The organism is Prosthecobacter vanneervenii, from assembly GCF_014203095.1.
GTDB lineage: Bacteria > Verrucomicrobiota > Verrucomicrobiia > Verrucomicrobiales > Verrucomicrobiaceae > Prosthecobacter > Prosthecobacter vanneervenii.
In genome coordinates this window covers 748,668-769,549 of record NZ_JACHIG010000001.1, presented here as the reverse complement: position 1 = coordinate 769,549, position 20,882 = coordinate 748,668, and the positions used below count along the sequence as shown (strand labels likewise).

The 20,882-nt window shown below is 61.7% G+C and carries 18 protein-coding genes and 1 tRNA gene; 11 read left to right on the top strand and 8 right to left on the bottom strand.

Annotated elements, in window-relative coordinates; all coding sequences use genetic code 11:
- Positions 1-165: 165 nt before the first annotated feature.
- The 3 genes from HNQ65_RS02930 to HNQ65_RS02920 all read right to left on the bottom strand — a co-directional run bounded on the left by HNQ65_RS02930 (position 166) and on the right by HNQ65_RS02920 (position 5,535).
- The gene (locus tag HNQ65_RS02930; RefSeq protein ID WP_184337970.1) at positions 166-1,614 is read right to left on the bottom strand and encodes a DUF1501 domain-containing protein; all 1,449 of its coding nucleotides are present in this window, start codon (positions 1,612-1,614) and stop codon (positions 166-168) included.
- A gap of 292 nt (positions 1,615-1,906) precedes the next feature.
- A complete protein-coding gene (locus HNQ65_RS02925) occupies positions 1,907-5,053 on the bottom strand; it encodes a DUF1553 domain-containing protein (RefSeq protein WP_184337969.1) in 3,147 nt (1,048 codons plus the stop codon).
- Positions 5,054-5,172: 119 nt separating this feature from the next.
- Positions 5,173-5,535 (bottom strand): hypothetical protein, encoded by a 363-nt coding sequence (locus HNQ65_RS02920; protein ID WP_184337968.1) that lies wholly within the window; start codon positions 5,533-5,535, stop codon positions 5,173-5,175.
- Between the two features lie 73 nt (positions 5,536-5,608).
- Between HNQ65_RS02920 and HNQ65_RS02915 the strand changes: the two genes are divergently transcribed.
- Positions 5,609-6,361: an AraC family transcriptional regulator gene (locus HNQ65_RS02915; protein WP_221306022.1), complete on the top strand. Its 753-nt coding sequence runs from the start codon at positions 5,609-5,611 to the stop codon at positions 6,359-6,361.
- Positions 6,362-6,476: 115 nt separating this feature from the next.
- Positions 6,477-6,959, top strand: a complete 483-nt coding sequence (locus HNQ65_RS02910; RefSeq protein ID WP_184337967.1) for a hypothetical protein — start codon at positions 6,477-6,479, stop codon at positions 6,957-6,959.
- 209 nt (positions 6,960-7,168) lie between these two features.
- Here HNQ65_RS02910 and HNQ65_RS02905 read toward each other — a convergent pair whose 3' ends face one another.
- On the bottom strand, positions 7,169-8,656 hold the full coding sequence (locus HNQ65_RS02905; RefSeq protein ID WP_184337966.1) for an amidase: 1,488 nt from the start codon (positions 8,654-8,656) through the stop codon (positions 7,169-7,171).
- Positions 8,657-8,782: 126 nt separating this feature from the next.
- Here HNQ65_RS02905 and HNQ65_RS02900 point away from each other — a divergent pair, with 126 nt between their 5' ends.
- The 5 genes from HNQ65_RS02900 (at position 8,783) to HNQ65_RS02880 (ending at position 11,425) form a co-directional block, all read left to right on the top strand.
- Positions 8,783-9,310: a hypothetical protein gene (locus tag HNQ65_RS02900; protein WP_184337965.1), complete on the top strand. Its 528-nt coding sequence runs from the start codon at positions 8,783-8,785 to the stop codon at positions 9,308-9,310.
- An 11-nt stretch (positions 9,311-9,321) separates the two neighbouring features.
- Positions 9,322-9,780, top strand: coding sequence for a response regulator (locus HNQ65_RS02895; protein WP_184337964.1), 459 nt, complete (start codon positions 9,322-9,324; stop codon positions 9,778-9,780).
- A complete protein-coding gene (locus HNQ65_RS02890; RefSeq protein ID WP_184337963.1) occupies positions 9,770-10,417 on the top strand; it encodes a phosphoribosylanthranilate isomerase in 648 nt (215 codons plus the stop codon). Before HNQ65_RS02895 ends, HNQ65_RS02890 begins: the two co-directional genes overlap by 11 nt.
- A gap of 475 nt (positions 10,418-10,892) precedes the next feature.
- Entirely contained in the window at positions 10,893-11,267 is a 375-nt protein-coding gene (locus tag HNQ65_RS02885) for a DUF423 domain-containing protein (protein WP_184337962.1), read from the top strand.
- 85 nt (positions 11,268-11,352) lie between these two features.
- A tRNA-Phe gene (locus HNQ65_RS02880) sits at positions 11,353-11,425 on the top strand.
- 159 nt (positions 11,426-11,584) lie between these two features.
- Here HNQ65_RS02880 and HNQ65_RS02875 read toward each other — a convergent pair.
- The 3 genes from HNQ65_RS02875 to pssA form a co-directional block, all read right to left on the bottom strand.
- Positions 11,585-14,560, bottom strand: a complete 2,976-nt coding sequence (locus tag HNQ65_RS02875) for a PAS domain S-box protein (protein WP_184337961.1) — start codon at positions 14,558-14,560, stop codon at positions 11,585-11,587.
- 83 nt (positions 14,561-14,643) lie between these two features.
- Positions 14,644-15,867, bottom strand: coding sequence for a glycosyltransferase family protein (locus HNQ65_RS02870; RefSeq protein WP_184337960.1), 1,224 nt, complete (start codon positions 15,865-15,867; stop codon positions 14,644-14,646).
- Positions 15,868-15,923: 56 nt separating this feature from the next.
- Positions 15,924-16,799 (bottom strand): CDP-diacylglycerol--serine O-phosphatidyltransferase, encoded by an 876-nt coding sequence (pssA, locus tag HNQ65_RS02865; protein ID WP_246437519.1) that lies wholly within the window; start codon positions 16,797-16,799, stop codon positions 15,924-15,926.
- Positions 16,800-17,037: 238 nt separating this feature from the next.
- Here pssA and HNQ65_RS02860 point away from each other — a divergent pair, with 238 nt between their 5' ends.
- The 4 genes from HNQ65_RS02860 (at position 17,038) to HNQ65_RS27130 (ending at position 19,476) form a co-directional block, all read left to right on the top strand.
- Positions 17,038-17,601, top strand: a complete 564-nt coding sequence (locus HNQ65_RS02860) for a rhodanese-like domain-containing protein (protein WP_246437517.1) — start codon at positions 17,038-17,040, stop codon at positions 17,599-17,601.
- Between the two features lie 9 nt (positions 17,602-17,610).
- Positions 17,611-18,108, top strand: a complete 498-nt coding sequence (locus HNQ65_RS02855) for an iron-sulfur cluster assembly scaffold protein (RefSeq protein ID WP_184337959.1) — start codon at positions 17,611-17,613, stop codon at positions 18,106-18,108.
- A 167-nt stretch (positions 18,109-18,275) separates the two neighbouring features.
- Positions 18,276-18,833, top strand: coding sequence for a putative Fe-S cluster assembly protein SufT (gene sufT / locus HNQ65_RS02850; RefSeq protein ID WP_184337958.1), 558 nt, complete (start codon positions 18,276-18,278; stop codon positions 18,831-18,833).
- An 88-nt stretch (positions 18,834-18,921) separates the two neighbouring features.
- Positions 18,922-19,476 (top strand): DUF7919 family protein, encoded by a 555-nt coding sequence (locus tag HNQ65_RS27130; RefSeq protein WP_456239218.1) that lies wholly within the window; start codon positions 18,922-18,924, stop codon positions 19,474-19,476.
- Positions 19,477-19,563: 87 nt separating this feature from the next.
- Here the strand turns inward: HNQ65_RS27130 and HNQ65_RS02845 are convergent, their stop codons facing one another.
- On the bottom strand, positions 19,564-20,802 hold the full coding sequence (locus tag HNQ65_RS02845; protein WP_184337957.1) for a serine hydrolase domain-containing protein: 1,239 nt from the start codon (positions 20,800-20,802) through the stop codon (positions 19,564-19,566).
- Positions 20,803-20,882: the final 80 nt, after the last annotated feature.

Genomic DNA, 20,882 nt, shown 5'->3' with positions numbered 1-20,882 from the left:
GTTTGGACTGCGCCGGACCACGGGTGCATTCGAACGTGCCAGGGCCTACGAAAGCGCCGGAGGACCGGCGCATTGATTCGCTCCGCTCACCCTTCGGGCAGCCTATGGCTGTCTATCTCCACTTCGTTCCGGTTCCAAGACGCTGGCGCGTTTGTGTGAGGGCCATCAAGCCATGAGGGCTTTGATGGGCTTGGCGGGGTTGATGCCGATGAGCTTTTGGTCGAGGCCCTGGAACTTGTAGGTGAAGCGGTCGGCGTTGTAGCCGAGGAGGTTGAGGACGGTGGCGTGGAAGTCGCTGATGTGGAGCGGGTCTTTGACGATGTTGTAGCTGAAGTCGTCGGTCTCGCCATAGATGGCACCGCCTTTGGCACCACCGCCAGCCATCCACATGGTGAAGCAGCGGGGGTGATGGTCGCGGCCGTAGTTTTCATGGGTGAGGCCGCCCTGGGAGTAGATGGTGCGGCCGAATTCGCCGCCCCAGATGATGAGGGTGTCGTCAAACATGCCGCGTTGCTTGAGGTCTTCGATAAGGGCGTGGCAGGGCTGGTCGATGTCCTTGCACTGGCTGGGCATGCGGCCGCCGACGTTGCTGTGGTGGTCCCAGTTGTTGAGGTAGATCTGGGTGAAGCGCACGCCGCGCTCGGCGAGGCGGCGGGCCATGAGGACGCTGTTGGCAAAGGTGCCGGGCTTCTTGGCTTCATCGCCGTAGAGCTTGAAGATGTGCTCAGGCTCGCTGTTGATGTCGGTGAGTTCCGGCACGCTGGCCTGCATGCGGAAGGCCATTTCGTACTGCTGGATGCGGGTGTGGGTTTCGGGGTCGCCGACTTCCTTGAAGTTGATTTCGTTGAGGGCGTTGAGGCCTTCGATGGTGCGCTTGCGCACGCTGCTGGGGACGCCGGCGGGGTTGTTGATGAAGAGGATGGGGTCGCCTTTGCTGCGGAATGAAACGCCTGCGTGCTCGCCGGGCAGGTAGCCGCTGGACCAGAGGCGGGAGGAGATGGCCTGCTCCTGCTCGCGGTTTGTCGGCGTGGCGATGAGGACGACGAAGGTGGGCAGGTTGGCATTCATGCTGCCGAGGCCGTAGGAGGCCCAGGAGCCGAGGCAGGGACGGCCGGTGATCTGATTGCCGGTCTGCATGGCGCAGATGGCGGGCTCGTGATTGATGGCCTCGGTGTGGAGCGAGCGCATCCAGCAGATGTCGTCGGCATTGCGTGCGAGGAAGGGCAGGAGGTCGGAGTTCATCCACATGCCGCACTGGCCGCGCTGGGCGAAGTTGAACTTGGACGGCGCGATGGGGAAGCGCGCCTGACCGCTGGTCATGGTGGTGAGGCGCTGGCCATTGCGAATGCTGGGCGGCAGATCCTTGTCATACCACTTCTGCATCTCGGGCTTGTAATCGAAGAGGTCCATCTGCGCAGGGCCGCCGACCATGTGCAGGTAGATGACGCGCTTGGCCTTGGGCGCGAAGTGCGGGCCCATCGCTCCGCCGCTGGAGGCATTCGCGAAGGACTCGCCGAGGAGGGAAGCGAGGGCAGCGCCACCGAGGACGTTTTTACCGCGAGAGAAGAGCTGGCGGCGGGTGTTAAGGGTGTCCCATTCGTGGAGAAGGCTCATGAGGAGTTAAAAGTTTAAGGTTTAAAGTTGGGGGCGCGCTTCGAGCGAATGTGGATTGATTTGAAGTGCCGCATGCGAAGCTGCCGTTTTCGATCGGCTAGTGGCGTTCGTGTGCTGGTGGAATCTGAGTGTGCCGAGGGGAATTTGCCTCTTGGTATTCTGTGGTATGCGGGATATGGCCGGCCTGCGAAAGCGGTAGCTGCGCTCGTTCCTCGCTCCGCAACCGCACTCCAAATTGGGCGCGTCGCTGCTGCGATGGAGGTTCGGCGGTGGTGAGCATGACGCGGGGAGGTTACTTGTTCAGGACTTCGTCGAGGTTCATGACTTCGTTGCAAAGCATGGTCCAGGCGGCGAGTTCGGGTTTGGCGAGCTTTTCGTCGGCTTTGGATTCGCCGACTTTGAGGAGGGCTTCGGCTTCGGCGGCATTGGCGGTGTAGAACTTGCGCATGTCGGCGAGGCTGGCGGTGAGGATGGGTTTCTCGGCGTCCTTCAGGGGGCGGCAGAGAAGGTGCTCATAGATGGAGGAGAGCCTGGCGGTGTCGTCGCCTTGGACGTTTTGGAGGGTGTGCTGGGCGAGGTTGCGGGCGGCTTCGATGAACTGGGGGTCGTTCATGGTGACGAGGGCCTGCAGCGGGGTGTTGGTGCGGTCGCGGCGGACGCAGCTCATTTCGCGGCTGGGGGCGTTGAAGATGTCCATGTTGGCAGGCGGTGCCATGCGCTTCCAGAAGTCGTAGAGGGTGCGGCGGTAGAGGTTTTCGCCTTTGTCCTGCACGTACTTTTCAGTGCCCATGCCGACGACTTCCCAGATGTTCTCCGGCTGGTAGGGCAGGGTGCCGGGGCCGCCCATGCGGGGGGAGAGGGTGCCGCTGGCGGCGAGGGCGTAGTCGCGGATCATCTCGGCGTCCATGCGGAAGCGCGGGCCGCGGGAGAGGAGGGCGTTGTCGCGATCCTTTTCCAGCTTGGCAGGTGTGATGACGGCGGCCTGGCGATAGGCGGCTGAGGTGACGAGCATTTTGTAGAAGCGCTTCACATCCCAGCCGGTGGCTTTGAACTCGACAGCGAGCCAGTCGAGCAGTTCGGGATTGGAAGGGGCGGAGCCCATGATGCCGAAGTCTTCGCTGGTCTTGACGATGCCGCTGCCGAAGAGCTCCTGCCACATGCGGTTGACAGTGACACGAGCGGTGAGGGTGTTGTTGTCGCTGACGAGCCACTGGGCGAGGCCGAGGCGGTTCTTGGGAGCGTCGGCGGGCAGCTTGCCGAGGGCGGCGGGCACGGCGGCGTCCACAGGGTCTCCCACTTTATCATACTGGCCGCGCATGAGGATGTTGGCCATGGGCTTGGTGTCCATCTTTTCCTCCTGCACGTGGGTGATGGGGCTGCGGGCCTTGATGGCGTCCTGCTCGGCGGTGAGCTTGGTGCTGGTGGCGAGTGCGGACTGGTAGGCGGTGTCGCGGGTGATGAGGTAGTGCTCAAAGAGGGCCTCCTGCTGTTTGGGGCCGCGCTTTTTGGCGGCCAGCATGGTGCGGAGCGGGCCCACTTTGGAGAGCATCTGCACTTCGGTGGCGGAGAGCTGGCGGTCGTAGATGCGGACGTCCTGCACGCCGCCGTCGCTGAAGAAGGCGCCATTGCTGCGCTGGCCGATGCGGGTTGGCGTGGTGGTCTTGATGCTGCCTTTGAGGGCATTGGTGTCGGGCTTGATGGGAGTCTCCACGCCGTCCACAAAGATGTGCACGCTACCTGCTTTGCCTTTGCCATCGTAGGTGACGAAGACGTGCTGCCAGACGCCGGGGCGGAGGGCGGGCTTGGCGGTGGAGACTTTGATGGCGTCGTCCGGCCATTTGCTGACGATGTGGACGGAGAGGCGGGTGTCGCTCTGGAAGAGGTCCCAGCCGCGATAGCCGTTCTTTTCATCCATGCGGGCGAGGATGCTGCCGGAGACACCGGCGCGGTCTGCGCGCACCCAGGCACCGTAGCTGAAGGCGTGGTCCTTTTCAAAGTCGCCCACGTCGCCGATCTCGAAGGTGCCGTTGGGCTTCATGACGGGGGCGGGACCCAGTTTGCCATCGGGCTTCCAGGTGACTTCGCCGACGGCTTTGAAGGTCTTGGCGGTGCCGCAGGTGGCGGAGACCTCGCTGCCAGCGCCCTCATTGAGCGGGACGTGGGCGGCCATGCCCTTGGAGGGCACGTCTTTGTCGAGGTCGTCGGGCTTGGCGCTGGCCAGCCATTGGTCAAAGGGGGCCTTGGCGGCTTTGCGTGAGGCGTCCTGCTTTGCCTTTGCAGCGGCGATCTCGGTGGGCAGCGCGGTCCAGCGTGGGCGGTCTTTGTCTGTGGGCAGGACGAGGATGGGGCCGAGGCCGTCCTTCACATTGCCGTCTTTGGGCTTCTGCGTGGTGTTGCGGAAGAAGGCGGCCATGGAGTAGTAGTCCTTTTGCGTGAGGGGATCGAACTTGTGGTCGTGGCACTGGGCGCAGTTGGTGGTGAGGCCGAAGTAAACCCAGCCCATGGTCTGCACGCGGTCGCTGGCGTAGTTGGCGAGGTTTTCCTCGTCGATGGTGCCGCCTTCGTTGGTGGTGATGTTGCAGCGCTGGAAGCCGGTGGCGATGAGCTGGTCCTCGGTGGGCTTTGGCAGCAGGTCACCGGCGATTTGCTCGACGGTGAAGCGGTCAAAGGGTTCGTTGCTGTTGTAGGCTTTCACGACCCAGTCGCGGTAGGGCCACATCTCGCGGGGTTTATCAAAGTGGAGGCCGTGGGTGTCGGCGTAGCGTGCGGCATCGAGCCAGTAGCGGGCGCGGTGCTCGCCATAGGCGGGGGATTTGAGCAACTCATCCACGAGGGCGGAGTACTTCTTTTCATCCAGCGGGAGGTAGCGGGCCATGAGCTCTGGGGAGGGGGGCAGGCCGGTGAGGTCCAGCGACACGCGGCGGATGAGGGCGTGGTCTTCCGCCTGTGGTGCGGGGGTGAGGCCTGTGGCTTCCAGCCGGGAAAGGATGAAGCGGTCCACCGGCGTCTTGACCCAGGCGCTGTCTTTGACTGCGGGCAGGGCGGCTTTCTTGGGGGCGATGAGAGACCAGTGGGGCTGCCAGGGCGCGCCCTGGGCGATCCATTCTTTGATCAGCGCGATCTGTGCGGGCTTCAGCGTCTTGTGGGAATCCGGCGGCGGCATGAGATCGTCCTCATCCTTGGTGATGAGGCGCTGGAAGAGGCTGCTGATCTCGGGCTTGTTTTTGATGACGGTGGGCTGCTCGCCCTCCTTGGCGGTGAAGAAGCCGGCCTCGGTGTCGAGGCGCAGGCCTGCTTTGCGCGTGCCCGGGTCGGGGCCGTGGCAGTGGAAGCAGGCGTCCGCGAGGATGGGGCGGATGTCTTTGTTAAAGCCGATCGGCTGCGCGGCCATGGCGGAGGAGGCCAGAAGCGTGAGGAGCAGGGTGAGGTCGATGCGCATGAGGGGGGCTACTGAGTGAATACGAAAGTAACTCGGGGTGGTATGATTATGCTTACGGGCTAAGGGTGCTGAATTTTGCGCCGAATCTTGTGGTTGTTTGGGCGGAGGATGGCGCGGGGTCAGACCATGGCGCTGTACAAGGAGAGGCGCTCGGCTTCAGGCAGGCTGCTGGCGGTGATGGCGCGCCAGGCGGCATTGATGTCGATACGGCTCCAGATGGCGGCAAGGCAGTTGCCAAGGCTGATGCGCTCCTCCGGGGTGCGCACACGGGTGAGGAGATTGAGAGCGAGGTCGGGGCGGTGGTGCTTGACGACGAGGATGGTGTCCTTGAGCTCGGCGTCGGTGAAAGTGGCGCAGACCTCCGCGTCGCCGAGCAGGTCGTCGAGGAGGGGGAGATCGCGTGTGTTGCCACGGTGGAGGCTGGCGATGGTGCGCCGGAGCCGCTCACGGCGCAGAAGCACGGGATGACGGGCAGTTTTCATGAGGAGAGAATACGCTGCCGGGTGCAATGGCGTCTTGCATGCGGGTGGCATGCTTGTGTAAAATACACGCATCATGGCTGCGATTTCACCACAGGGATTTTTACGGCGCGTGAGCGGCGCGGAACTGGCGAAGCTCTTTGATCTGGTGCCGGACATTTCGTTTTTCATCAAGGACCGCAAGGGCCGCTTCATTACGGTGAACCGACGCGGCTGCGACTACTGCGGCGTGAAGAACGCGAAGGACGTGATAGGCAAGACGGACTTTGACTTCTTTCCGCACAGTCGCGTGGCAGACTACAAGGCTGATGACGAGATGGTGATGAGCACGGGCAGGCCGATTGTGAACCGGCTGGAGAGCGCGCCGGAGGCGGAGGGCTCTCCGCGACTGGTGATCTCCAGCAAGATCCCGCTGAGGGACGAAAAAGGCGTGATCATCGGCATTGCGGGATTCTCCCGGCAGGTGGAGCAGGTGCGCAGCGGCAGCTCGGGGGAGGCGCGGTTTGCGCGGGTGATCGAGCACATGCACCAGCAACCGGATGAGGCTCTAAGCAGCGCGGAGATGGCGCGGATGTGCGGGCTTTCGCAGAGCCAGTTTGACCGCAGCTTCCGGCGTGTGTTTGGCTCATCGGCGCGGCAGTACCTGCTGCGCGTGCGGGTGGAGGCTGCGTGCCGACGGCTGGCGGAGACGGAGGAGACCGTGGCGGCGCTGGCGGTGGAGCTGGGGTTCTACGATCATGCACACTTCACGCGGTGCTTTCACCGGATCATGGGGCTTACGCCGGCGGAGTACCGGGAGCAGAGGGTGCCGAAGGGGACGAGGAGGTGAAGGGGGGAGGGGGGGAGGAGCCGTTGACGGTTGTTGACGATGGTTGACCGTTGTTGACGGTGGTTTTTGGCGCTGTGAAGATGGCATGCTTGAAACCGGGTAATCTTTTGACCGCATGACCCAATCCAAACAGGGCTGTCTTATCGCGCTCGTGCTATTAGGCGCGCTGGTGCTGGCTTTTTATTGGGTGGGACGTCCTGCTGGATGGAGGGAGATGGCGAAGATGACGGGTGTGAAGGTTCCGGCGGGCGCGGTGATGAGTGCAGTGCAGCATCCGACGGAGGTGGAGTATCTAGGAACGATTGATTTGAAGTCGGATGCGGATGTGAAGGACTTCATTCGCCTGAACGGCCTGACGAGGGCGATCGAGCATGTGCAGGATGATGGATGGCTGCACCGGGGGAGTCTGGCTTATGACGTGCCGAAGGAACGTTATGCCGACACATGGGCACTGTGGGCACACAGTGACTTCAATGCCTGGGAGTTCATCCTTGATCCCATCACGCGGCGCGTGCGGTATTTGGTTCTAGTTCCCGATTATGCGGGTGACCTGCCGTTTGATGAGCGAAGCGATGTCAGCAAGGCAGAGAAGCGGTGATTTTACACTGCAGAGATTGGAACGACGCAGAGTATGCCAGATGGGGGCGATGTTTTTTAGAGAGGTGCGCCCGCTTGCTGATTAAACCGGCGTGTTGCGGCTAACTGTGGTTTGGGTGGTTGTGGGTCTGGTGGAACGAGGACGAGTTCGAGTAGGAGGACGAGGACGAGGACGAGGACGAGGACGAGGACGAAGAGAGTGGCGAGGCGTTATGCTGCGCGGAATTCGGGGGCGCGTCTGGCTTGTGTGAGTTGTTCGAAGGCGTGGCCGAGGGAGAGGATGTGGGCGTCTGTTTTGGCGGTGCCCATGAAGGAGAAGCCGATGGGGAGATGGTCCACGAAGCCGAGGGGGACGGTGAGGTGGGGGTAGCCGGCGACGGCGGCGGGGGTGCTGGCGACACGCTCGTGGGTGTCGCCGTGGGCGAGGTCGATTTTGCCGACGGGGTCGTTGGTGGGGCAGATAAGGGCGTCGAGGCGGTGCTCGCGCAGGGCGGCGTCGATGCCGTCGGGACCGGCGAGGCGGCGGGCCTCGGCGCGGGCGGCTGCTCCCTCGGCGATGATGTCGGGCATGCCGAGTTTTTCCGCCTGCTCGAAGAACTCCTGGCCGAAGTGCGGCATTTCGGTGTCGCGGTGTTTTTCATTGAAGGCGATGAGCTCGGCGAGGGAGCGCACATCGCCGCCGCGCTGAGCGAGGTAGGCATTGAGATCCTGCCGCAGTTCGATGAGCATGGCCTTCCAGGCGAGGGAACCGGCCTCGCGCATCGTGGGAAGATTGACGGGATCAACGATGACGGCCCCGGCGGCGTGGAGTTTTTCGAGGGCGGCGTCAAAGAGGGCGAGCACCTGCGAGTTCTTGCCGCAGTGGCTGCGAATGACGCCGAGGCGTGCGCCTTTGAGGGCGTCGGACTGGAGGTCGGCGGTGAAGTTGTCCGCGAGGGTTTGCATGAGCAGTGCGGCATCTTGCACTGTGAGCGTCATGGGCCCGGCGGTGTCCTGCCAGTGGGTGATGGGGATGATGCCTGCGCCGCTGATGAGGCCGACGGTGGGCTTGAACCCGACAATGCCGCAGGCGCTGGCGGGGCTGACGATGGAGCCGTTGGTTTCGGTGCCGATGGCGGCGGGTGCGAGGCCTGCGGCGACGGCTGCTGCGGAGCCGGAGCTTGAACCGCTGGCGCTGTGGGTGAGGCGGTGGGGATTGCGCGTGAGGCCGCCGCGTGCGCTCCAGCCGCTGGTGGAATGGGGTGAGCGGATGTTGGCCCACTCGCTGAGGTTGGTTTTGCCGAGGATGACTGCCCCTGCGGCGCGCAGGCGCTGAGCCAGCGGTGCGTCCTTGGCTGGGCGATGCATGCGCAGGGCCAGGGAGCCTGCGGTGGTGAGCATGTCGTCGGCGGTTTCTATGTTGTCTTTGATCAAGACGGGCAGGCCGTGAAGCGGGCCGGGAGGGCAGGAAGTGGCGAGGGTGCGTGCGGCGGGGTTGAGTTCCAGGATGGCGTTTACACGCGGGCCTGATTTGTCGATCTGCGCGATGCGTGCGAGGCAATGCTCTGCGATGAGCAGCGGTGTGGTCTGTCCGGAACTGAGCAGGGCGCGCAGGTCTGCGAGGGTGGCGTAGGGCGGGGGAGGGAGGTGTTTTTTCCCGCAGGAGGCGGGGAGCGCGGCTGCTGCGGCAGCGGTTTGGAGCAGGCGGCGGCGGGTCATGGAAGACAGCATTTGGCAGTCTCAGGCCTTCTTCAAGCCGGGACCGAGACATCACATAATTTCAGTCCTCTGTAGTTTTTATGATTGTCTCCCGAAAGCCGACATGATAAAAACCGCGTCTTGTTTGTGAAATTCTCTTTCGTTTCCCTGGCCGCTGTTTGTCTTGTCTCCGTTTCTGCCCTGCAGGCAGAAGAGCCCATGCTGCCGCAGTCTCTCGGTCCGGTGGGTGGCTATCACACTGCGGACGGGCCGCGTGGCTTTCTGAAGCCTTCCAAGTCCATCAAGCCGCCGGTGAGTACTAGTGCACCTGCGCCTGCGCCCGCTGTCGTGCAGTCGCCCGCGGCGGATACACGTCTGCGCCGTCTGGTGGTGGTTTCTGGTACGATGAGCCCCGAGGCGATTCGCGATACGATCCTGGCTTGTGGCCAAACACGCATGCCGGTGACCACGGCAGGTGGCGTGAGCGCGCCTGCGCCGATGCTCTCAGACTTGGCCGGGCTGTTTGGCTCCACGGTGGATGAGGACACGAAGAAAAAAGTTTTGGATACCGTGCGCAAGGGCATGGGATCCGGTGCCAAGCCGCAGCGTGTGGAAGTGGTGGGCTGGCTGCCGAGCGAGGGCGTGATGGCCGTGGCGGTGTATCCTGAAAGCTGAAGGCGCTTTCCATGGCCACCCCTCCGGTAACCCCAGCCGCTCCGCGAGTCCTGCTGGCAGAGGAGAGCCTGCCCTACCGCCGAGTGATCCGCGAGGCGCTGCAGGCCTTTCGTGTGTGCGAGGTGGACGATGCGCCCAGCGGGGAGCGCGCCTTTGAGATGGCGCTGCGCCGGGAGTATTCGCTTTTTCTTTTTTCCCTGTCGCTGCCGGACATGGCGGGTGACATGCTGGACCGGCTGCTGAGCAAGGCCTACCCGCTGGTGCATCCCGGGGTGCATGCGGCGCCGCCGGTCATCTTTTTGGTGCAGCCTGCGGACATGATGCGATATCAGGAACTGCAGCGCGATGTGCGTGTGCGCGGTAGCATTCCGCTGCCGCCCAAGCTGGATGTGCTGCTGTCTGTGACATCCACCCTGCTGCCTGCGCGCTCCAGCCCGGCGCTGCCACCTTTCCCCCCTCATGTTTCCTGATCCCTCCCGTCTGAATATCAAAGTCTGTGGCATCACCCAGCCGGAGCAGGCGGGCGTGCTGTTTGCACTGGGGGCGGATGCGGTGGGCATCAATCTCTGGCCGAAGTCAAAGCGCCACATGCCGCTGGAGACGGCGGTGAAGTCTCTGCAAACGGTGGCTGCCAAGAACGCGCTGGTGGCGGTGCTGGTGAATCCGGATGATGCGCTGCTGGCGGCGACGATTTCCAGCGGTCTGTTTCAGGCGCTGCAACTGCACGGTGATGAAACGCCTGCGCAGGTGGGGGCGCTGATGGAGCGCGGGGTGAATGTGATCAAGGCGCTGCAGGTGCGGGATGCGGCCTCTTTGGCACAGATCGGCGACTACCCCTGCACGGCGATCCTGCTGGATGCTTACAATCCGGGGACCTATGGCGGAGGCGGGCATGCCTTTCCCTGGGAGCTGGCGGTGCGTGCGCGTGAGATGTTTCCACAGAAGCAGATTCTGCTCTCCGGCGGGCTGACTCCTGACAATGTGCGGCAGGCGGTGGAGCAGACGCACCCGGTGGCGGTGGATGTGGCGAGCGGTGTGGAGTCTCTGCCGGGCAGCAAGGATCTCATGATGGTGGCGCGGTTTATTGCGGAGGCGCGGGGGGAGTAAAGTGGCGAACCGGCGGCGGAATGGCGGGCAGACGCTGCTGGTGGGCGCGGTGTGGAAAGAGGGCAATGGGTTTGCTGCCCGACTCTTGATGCAGCAACCTAGGGCGGCCTCGCTGAGGCTCGGCAGGCCCTAGACCGGTTCTCAAAAAGCCTGTCACATTGCCCGGGCGGCGGAGCGGCCCCATTGGCTGCGTTAGTCGCTAGCCTGTTATTTTCAAATAGCAGGCGGCGCTCCCGCCTTGCCACTGGGGCCGCTGCGCTCGCCGGTTCAATATGACAATCTTTTCGAGAACTGGTCTACGTATGGCGGGCATGCAAGTGCTGGCTGCCTGATTTGCCTCGAAGTCTTCACCTGAATACAAAGTGATCTGTCATTTATGCAGGCCGCTCTGGCTGGCGCTGCGGCAATCGTGTTGCAGCCTGTGCTTGTGGAGTGTGCAGCATTCGTCATGCTGTGAGCGTATTTCTTTTCAATCATGCAGCCTGATCCCTTCCGCCTCCGTCTTACCGCTCTTGTGGGTTTTCTTTCCGTCGTGCTCGGCGCCAAAGGGGCGCATGGAGAGCTGCATCAAAAACTGGTGGCGGCAGGAGAGCTGACGCACTGGCAGACGGCGGTGCAGTATCATCAGCTCTACTCCATTGTGCTGCTGGTGATGGTGCTGCTGGCGAGTGACAAGCCGCTGATGAAGTGGGCATGGAGGCTGTTCTTTGCGGGCTTTGTGCTGTTCAGCGGTTCTCTGTATCTGCTGGCGTACACACGCATTGGCTGGCTGGCGCATGTGACTCCACTGGGTGGTCTGAGCTTCATGGGTGGATGGCTGCTGCTGGCTATGGCGGCCAAGGGAAAGTGAGGGTGAATGAGCAATCTTCACAACATGTGCAAAAACACGTTGCGCACAGTTTGAAGCTTGCTCCTTTACCGGCCCTCCCAAACGAGGCTCGGTAGCTCAGTCGGTAGAGCAGGGGATTGAAAATCCCCGTGTCGGCGGTTCGATTCCGTCCCGAGCCACCTCTGTAAACACAGAGGTCGGTATTGTGTGCGACTCAGCAAAACACACACGACTGCCATGAGCAGATTCTTTTCGGCAGGCGAATACTCAATGGCTTCGCGGACTGGCGGACGGGACATCAAACCATCAAGCGGTTCGCATTCTGCCCCGATGTGCGATCAAGGGGAATAGGGAAACCGACAGATGACGGAGACGCCTCTGCGTGCGCCCTTTTTGACGATGAGGCTGCCCTCGATGAGATTGGCGCGGTAGTCCATGACGCGCATGCCTATTCCTGGATGAGAGGCGGCTCGTTTGCTGAGGCCACGGCCGTTGTCCTCGATCTTGAGAACGGCGTTTTCCTCCCCCTTTCTCTGAAGGGAAATGCGGATGCTGGAGGGGCGGCCGTGGCGCAGGGCATTGTTGGCAGCCTCCTGCGCGATGCGATAGATGTGGGTCTCTTTTTCCGGGTCCTCGACCTTGATGTCGGGGTCCACCTCGCAGGTGCATGAGGTGCGGTGGTTGGTGCGGATGGTCTCGGCGAGAAGGTGGAGAGCGCCGCCGAGGCCGCGATTTTTGACGGAGGCGGGGGAAAGGCTGTGGGACATGTGGCGCACCTCCTGGATGGCCTGCTGCATGAGTTGGTAGATGCGTGCAGCGCTTTCCCGCTGGCTGCCGGTGAGCTCTCCGGCGAGGGCTTCGATGAGGCTGGAGATACCAGTCATGGTCTGGCCGATGCCATCGTGCAGATTGTGGCCGATGCGGGCCTGCTCCTGCTCGGAGATTTTGAGGATCTCTTTCTGGAGGCGATTGCGCTCCGTGAGGTCAGTGCCGGTGATGATGATGCGGTCCACGCCGCCATCGGGCGTCTTGGTGATGATGCTGGAGAGGGCGACGATGTGGCGCCTGCCATCCTTGCTGAAGATGGAGACCTCGCGGGTGTCCATGTTTTTTCCGGCGAGCATGTCCGTGATGCTTTTCTTGGCCCAGTCTTTTTCCGCCTTCTCCATGAAGGGGTGGTCCCAGGGGGGAGGTTTGCCCACGATCTCCTTGCGGCTGAAGCCGGTGAGCTGCAGTGCGGCATCATTGGCGTGCATGATGTGGCCGCGGCGGTCCATGAGGATGATGATGGCGGAAGTGTGGCTGGCCAGGATTTCATTGAAGCCCTGTTCACGGCGATAGTTTTCCTCCGCGAGCTTGCGGCTGGTGATATCCTCCACCATGACGAGCATCTGGTCGGCGCGGCCGGTGAGGGGGCTGAGGAGGGAGGCATTGAGATTGACCCAGACGAGCGAGCCGTCCTGGCGAAGGCAGCGCTGCTCCAGATGAAACTCAGGGATGGCTCCGGATTTGAGCTGCTGGTACATGCGGCGGTGGCGGGGCCTGTCTTCTGCATGAGTGAGCTCCTCCGCAGAGAGGCGCAGCATTTCCCGGCGGCTGCGGCCGACGATGGTGGCATAGCGGAGGTTGACATCAATGAAGCGGCCGGTTGCCAGATCGACGAGCCCGACACCCACGACGGCCTGCTCAAAAATAGTGCGGAAGCGCACCTCGCTCTCGATGAGAGCCTGCTCGGCCTGCCTGTGCGTGGTAATGTCCTGGAAGGTGCCGATGAGCTGCACGGTGCGACCATTTTTCCGGATGGCGGAGCCCTGAGAGCGAGCCCAAAAGAGGCGGCCTTTCGCTGTGATGACGGGCAGCTCCACATCGTAGGCTGTGCCGTGGTCGATGGCTTTTTGAACGGCCTCACGGATGATGGGACGAGCCTCCGGGGTGTAAAAATCGATGGCCTTCTCGACGCTGGGGGCCTGGGTAGTGCCGATCTCAAACAGCCGGCAGGTCTCCAGAGACCAGAAAAGCCTGCGGGTGGCCACATCCAACTCCCAACCGCCGATGCGGGCCATCTCTCCGGTGCGCTCCAAGAGCTCAGTGGTGCGCGCGAGGGAGCTTTCAGCCTCCTTGCGTGCGGTGATGTCCTGCATGATGGCGACGCATCGGGAGGGGGGCTCTCCCTTCTTCCACATGGGAGAGATGGTGAGGCTGACCCAGGTGGTGCTGCCGGCGGCATGGAGGCAGCGTATTTCCATGGTGCAGGTGGGGATGAGCCCTGACCTGAGCTTTTGCATCATTTCCTGCAGCTTCTTGAGGTCTTCGGGATGCGCGACCGCCTTGAAACTGCTGGAGAGGAGCTGGCTGCGGGTGAGGCGGGAGATCTCGCAGGCGCGCTGATTGACGCTGAGAAAGCGTCCGCTGCTGCTGTCCACCAGCGCCACGCCCACGGCGGCCTGCTCAAAGATGGCGCGGAACTGGGCGTCGCTCTCCTGCATGGCTGCCTCCGCAGCCCGGCGTGTGGAGATGTCTGTGAGCAGGGCCATGGCGCCGACGTATTCGCCAGCGGAGTTGTAGATGGGATTGGTGGAGACAAAGGCCCAGAGCGGGGAGCCGTCCTTGCGCACGTATTTGAACTCGAAATGGTCGGAGATGCCGTTTTTCCGGTTTTTGATGTGGGCATTGAGCAATGCGCGGCCCTCGTCGTCGAGGAAGTCGCTGATGGGGCGGCCGAGCATTTCCTCCGCTTTGTAGCCCATCATCTGCGCCATCTTGGGATTGACGTAGTCGGTGAGGGAGCGGGCATCGATGGTCCAGACGCCTTCGAGCGCGGTTTCCACGATGCGGCGGAAGCGTTCTGCGCTCTGCAAAAGCGCCTGCTCGGCCTTGCGGTGTTCGGTGATGTCGTGGACGAAGCCGGAGAGGTGGGTGACGCGACCGGAGACATCTGCAACGGGCGTGAGAGAGACCTGGCCGTGGCGTGTGCCGGACTTGAGTGTCGAGATGTCGTCCCAACGAATGGTCTTGCGCGTGCGGATGGCTTTGCGGCAATGCCTGACCACGCGATCTAAGCCGGGCTGTGGCAGCAACTCTACCAGGGGGCGGCCGATCACGTTTTTTTTAAGGCCTGTAAGCTCAAGGAAGCGGAGGCTGGCATTTTGCAGACGGAAGACCTGGCGGGGCCCTACCGAAATGCTGAAGAGTGCGGCATCTGCATGGAGGTAGATCTTTGCTAGGGCGGCGGCCGAGGAGGTATCAGCCTGAGATGCCGAGGCATAGGAGACTTTGGGGGGCCTGGCGGCTGCAGTCTTGCGTGGGCTCTTCATGCAAAAGGTCGCCAATTTTTGATTGGCGATCTGTTTATAATCAGAAGTTTACGATGAGGCAAGCCTGATAGCTTATGGTCTGCTCACACAGTCGCTGCGCTGGCGACGATGGATTCGGCGAGGCCGGGGATTTTGCCCAAGGTGCGGGCTGGGGTGTCGCGCATGGCGGGAACATGAAGGGTGTCTTGCCCTACGCTCTGAACAAGGCGGTCCAATGCCTGAGCAAAGGCGGATACGGCAGCGCTTTCCTCCGCCAAGTCATGGTGGAGGCCATTGAGAAGGGCTACGTGCTCGTAGCGCTGCAGCCATTCGGCAGCGCGTGGGCGGTAGCGTTCGAGGATGAGGCGCAGGAGGCCCTCGGCGGAGCGGGGCTCGGCCTCGCGCAGCACCTGATAGACGAGGCAACGCGCCACATCTGCGGCAGCGGTGATCAGGCCGGGCTCGTTGATGCCGATCTGGTCGTGAGCCAGGCTCCGGTGGCGGTGCTCAAAGTGGAAGCCCAGGTCCACCTGGCACTGCTGCTCTCCGGGGAGGTGGCGGAAGGCCTCGCACAGTATCGCGATCTCCAGGCCCCAGCCGCCTGGCAGGCAGAAGCGCTCAAGCGCGGACATGTCTGCGGCGAACTCGCCGGAGAGCGGGTAGCGGAAGCTGTCGAGATGCTCAAGAAGGGGCTTGGAGCCCAGGACGTCACGGCAGGCCTGGACGAGGGGAAAGATGAGAAGGCGGGTGACGCGGCCGTAGAGACGGTCGGACACACGGCTGTAGTAACCCTTGGCAAAGCTGTAGCTCATGCGGGGGTGGAGCAGGGGGTAGCAGAGCCGCCAGAGGAGGTCCCGGCTGTAGTTCATGATGTCTGTGTCATGACTGACGATGATGCCTTTGAACCCGCGTGCGTGAAGGTAGGCCACGCCCATCCAGATATTGGAGCCTTTTCCGGCGTGCGGTCCCGCCAGCCCGGCCTGATCCATGCTGTGGTAGACCTGGGAGAGCTGCGGGCCGTCATTCCAGAGCACGTGAGCTGTCTTGCCACGCAGGTGCATGCGCAGCATCATGAGCGCGCGCTCATGCTCGGCGGCGTTCATGCCGTTCATGCTGAGAACCACCTCGGAGATGTGTCGGGCCTGGGAGACCTCCTCAAGAATGCGGGGAAGGGCAGGGCGCTCGCACTCGGCATAGAGGGCGGGCAGCAGCAGGGCTACAGGCTTGTCCTGCGCCCATTCGAGCATCTCGGACTCCCTGGCCGAGCTGTCTGCATGGGCGAGGTGGTGGAGGGTGGGGATGCGGGCGTGCTGATAAAAATCTGCCATTGAGGTCGGGAGCCTCTCTCAATGACACAACCCGGCGCTGCGTGAAACGAAAATGTTCAAATCTGCGCGGTGATGTCGCCATCCTGATGGGAGGAGGGCTCATTGCTGCCGTTGAGGGCCAGGGTTTCTGCAGCGGGATCGATTTCGACCGTCTCGGCCTCGATTTCGATTTCCTGGCGCCATTTGCGCGAGACCCAGGGGCGAACCAGCCCATACATCAGGTAGCTGACGAAGAGGACTGCGGGCATCCAATGCCAGTTCATGATGGTGAAGACGATGACAAAGATGGTGACGAGCACCCAGTGGAAGGAGCGCTTGGTACGCCAGTTGACGGCTTTGAAGCTGGGGTATTCCAGATTGCTGACCATGAGGTAGGAGAGCAGCGCCATGAGTCCGGCGAGTGCGTACTTCCAGTTGCCGATCTCGCGCTCGTTGCTGTCCAGCCAGATGATGAGGAGGGTGAGGGAGGAGATGACGCCAGCGGCAGCGGGGATGGGGCAGCCGCGGAAGCCTTTCATGCTGGATTTGGCATCCGCTGCGGCCAGGCAGTTGAAGCGCGCGAGGCGCATGGCTCCGCAGACAAGGTAGACGCAGGAGATGAGCCAGCCGAGGCCTTTTGGGGTGTCGATCTCTTTGAGCACGATGTCATGGACGAGCAGGGCGGGTGCCACGCCGAAGGAGACGATGTCTGCCAGGGAGTCGAGCTCACGGCCAAAGGGGCTCTCGGTGCCGCCCATGCGCGCCACGCGGCCGTCCAGGGCATCAAAGAGACAGGCCAGCAGGATGAAAACGATGGCGTAGTGATAGTGCTGGTTCATGGCCAGATGCCGTCCGTCAAAGATCTGCAGGATGGCGACGAAGCCGCAGAGAATGTTGCCCGCTGTCATCAGCGTGGGCAGGACCGGAATACGTGGCTCGTTTTCGGGAGACATGGGGACAAGGTGAATGCAGAATGCGGAATGTCGAGCCGAATGCCGAGTGCTAAATACCTGAGCGAAGGCTGCGGAATGTGCGGGAGGCTGGATCATCCGTGGGGGCATGATCATGTGGAGATCAAAGAGCACGGAAAAGCGAAGAAGTAGTGTATCGCAGGGCTATAGGAGCGCCCCCTGACGCTTGCATTGGCTGCTTTTACCATTATGGCATCTGTTCCTTTCGTTTTTCACCACCATGCCGACTGCTGAACTTCCGCCTCTCTTCGGAGACATGACCATGAGCCAGGTGCTCCAGGCCTACCCTGGGGCGCAGCGGGCTTTGTTTGCGCGTTACCACATCGGCGGCTGCCGGAGCTGCGGCTTTCAGCCGGGGGAGACGCTGGCGCAGGTGTGCGAGCGGAATGAAAACATCCCGGTGGCGGAGGCGGTGGCGCACATCCAGGAGAGCCACCAGAGCGACTCGTCGCTGCAGGTTTCCCCGCACGATCTGGTGACGCTTTTGCGCACCAAGCCGGACCTCCTGCTGCTGGACGTGCGCACGCGTGAGGAACACGAGGCGGTGAAGCTGCCCGGCGCGCGCCTGCTTACCCAGGAGCTGGTGCAGGATCTCTTTACCAACGGGGACAAGGCGCAGACGTATGTGCTTTACGATCACACGGGCTCACGCTCGCTGGATGCAGCGGCCTATTTCATCGGGCACGGCTTCTCGGAGACGAAGTGCCTCACGGGCGGGATCGACGCCTATAGCTGTGAGATTGATCCAAGCCTGCCGCGTTATCGTATCGAAATCGAAGACTGATTTTTTCCCATGGACGAAGCCGCACTCCAGCAAGCCCTGAAAGACACCCAGAACCTGGGAGAGATGCCCGATGCCGATGCCGTGGGCACGGTGGGCAGCCCGGACTGCGGAGATATGGTGCGCATGTGGATCAAGTACAAGGAAAAGGACGGACAGAAGGTGATCGACAAGGCAAGCTTTCAGAGCTTTGGCTGCCAGACGGCCATCGCGGTGGCCAGCATCGCCACGCAGCTCATCCGTGGGAAGACCAAGGAAGAGGCGCTGTCCCTTTCCGCCGAGGAACTGAGCAAGCCCCTGGGGCCGCTCCCGCCCATGAAGATCCATTGCGGACAGATGGTGGAAGGCGCCCTGCGCGCTGCACTGGAGGCCGAGCAAAAAGCTGCGGCAGTGCCAGCCGCTGCACCGGTGGTGGCGGATCAGTCCGGGACTCTGGCGGATGCACTCAGCGCCGCAGGCAAAACTCAGGGCAAGATCAAGATCGTCCTCACCAGCGAGAGAAAAGATTAAAAAATAAAAGATCAAAGCTCAAGACTGAGCCAAGAGCTTCGGCTGGCATCCCCTATGAAACGACAACCCTTGAACTTGAAGATCTGCTCCATGCAGTGAAAGGCACGGAAGCCTCAGATCCATCCGCTTTTATTTTTTATCGTTGATCCTTTTCCATTTCTTCCCCCATGAACTCCTCCATTGAACTCAAGCGCGAAGTCGATGCGATCCAGATTCCAAGCGGCGATCTGATCAAGCTGCCTATCGGACTCAAGGTCATCATCACCCAGTCGCTTGGCGGCACTTACACCGTGGCTACGGATTTTGGTCTGGCACGCATTCAAGCGGTGGATGCCGATGCGCTGGGGATCGACCCAGAAGCTAGCAAGAAGGAGCAGGAGAGCACCTCTTCCAATATCCCGGCAGACATCAGCGATCTCGAAGGCCAGGTGTGGAACCAGCTTAAAAACGTCTATGACCCCGAAATCCCGGTCAACATCGTGGATCTCGGTCTCGTCTATGACTGCAAGGTGGAGACGGATGCCGAAGGCAAGAACAAGGCTGTGGTGAAGATGACGCTCACGGCCCCCGGCTGTGGCATGGGACCGACCATTGCCGCCGATGCTCAGAGCCGTATCATGACCATCGAAGACATGGATGACGCGGCTGTGGAACTGGTGTGGGATCCTGCGTGGAATCAGGGCATGATCAGCATCGAAGGGAAGATGAAGCTGGGGATGATCTGAGAGCTGTATTGATGCTGGATGGCGTCCTATTGCTGACGCCATTTAGCAGCATCAAATCTGCAGGCTAAATGTCGCACCAACTTGGTCTATGTATTTTGAGGATCTTTCCCTGTGCGACTACCATTCGGGTCCTTATGCATCCTGTTCTTGGAGTGTGCCTTTGCTAGCGATTGGATGGCTGGAGCATCCTCATTCATTTTCGAAAGGCGGCACATTGCATGAACTGAGTCAGCGGCTCGAGGAATTTACGTATGCCTCACGGAAGTGCTATCCATCCTATTGTTTTCGTGGGGTGCATCAGTGCTCGCATTGTCTGCTCGGGGAGAGGGGGAATCCCAGGTCTGTTCAAACCCATGTGAATCTCTGGATTCCTGGTGAACGGGTCGTTTATATCGCACCGGCGCTCATCATTCATTACATCGGGGATCATGGCTATCATCCCCCGGATGAGTTCATAGCAGCGGTTATGCGATGTCCAGAATATGGCTCGTCTTCCTACTGCGATGCGCTTCAAGCGGCCAACGTGGGACTCCCGCCACCCTTGAAGCTAAAGGATCAGGTCGATGCTGAATTTAAAGAACAGTTGGAAAGGGCCTTGGCTCTCAGGGGTATGCGCGCAACCCCGCCTGGAACCGGGGCCTGATCAGCATCGAAGGGAAGATGAAGCTGGGGATGATTTAAGGAGGGGGCGCTCGAACCACACTTTCACGACCTAGTTGTCCGTGCCATGTCAATCCACATGTGCGGGCAGTGCGCCGGGGACGTTCTTGAAATCAAAGTTCGGGACGGCTTCGGCGGCGAGGGTGGAGATGCGGTGATGGAGCTGATAGACTGCTGGGCGGGTGTCTTTGGCGGAGTCCGTGTAGCGGTTGCACAGAAAAATAACGAAGGTGCGGGAGAAGGGATCGATCCAGAGCATCTGACCGGTCCAGCCGGTGTGCCCATAGCTGCCGATGGGGAAGAGGGCGCCACGAGACAGTGAGTAGTGGTGTGGCGGAGTGCGATAGGGGGTGTCGATGTCCCAGCCAAGGGCGCGACGCACGGGCAGGTTTTCAGCGTCGGGGCTGGTCAGTCCCGCGGGGCTTTGCACACTGGTCATCAGCCTGACGGTTTCGGGCTTGAGGAGACGCACGCCATCGAGTTCGCCGAGGTTCAGCATCATGCGGGCAAAGCGCGCCAGGTCTGAGGTGCTGGTGAAGAGGGAGGCGTGTGCAGCCACGCCACCAGCGAGCCGGGCCACGGTGTCGTCCGCCAGCCCGCGCTCCGGTGCGCTGGAGGGGGCGACACGTTTCAACAGAGTGCCAGCGGGACGGAAGACGCTGTCCGTCATGTGGAGTGGGCGGAAGATTTCTGTGGTGCAGAATTCATCGAATGTCCTGCTGGTCACGCGTTCGATCACACCGCCAAGGAGCATGGTGCCCACGCTGCTGTAGGCAAATCGCGAGCCGGGCTCAAAAAGCAGCTTGGTATGGCAGATCTGTGCGATGGCCTCGCGATGCGTGGTGAAGAGCTGTGTCTTGGGATTGAGATTCACCGGCAGGCCGGAGGTGTGCAGCAGCAGATGGCGGAGGGTAATTTTGTCGCGCCCTTCGCCATTAAACTCGGGCATGTGCTGCGCAACTGGATCGTCCAGCATGAACAAACCGCGCTCGATGCAGAGCATCGCTGCACTGGCGGCTGCCACGACTTTGGTGATGGAGGCCACATCAAAAAGGGTGTCCTCGGTCATGGGCTCGGCTGCGGGCTTGAGGGCGCGCAGGCCATAGGCTTTGTGATAGGCCACGCCCCGACTCTCGATCCAAACAGATGCGCCGAGCATCGTTGAGTCATTCACGGCCTGCTGGATGATCGAGTCGAGCTCTGCGAGCTTTTCAGCTCGAAGCGCATTGGAGTGCTTTTGCGGCAACTCTTCGGCGAAAGCCGCGAGTGCCAGCGCCATGAGCGCAGTCAGGCTGAAGAAAGGTTTCATGGGGGCGGCGAGTGATTCGCGGCGGGAGGAAAACGAGGCCCCATTGTCTGCTGTTTCAGCCGGGGGTAATATTCGCGGCT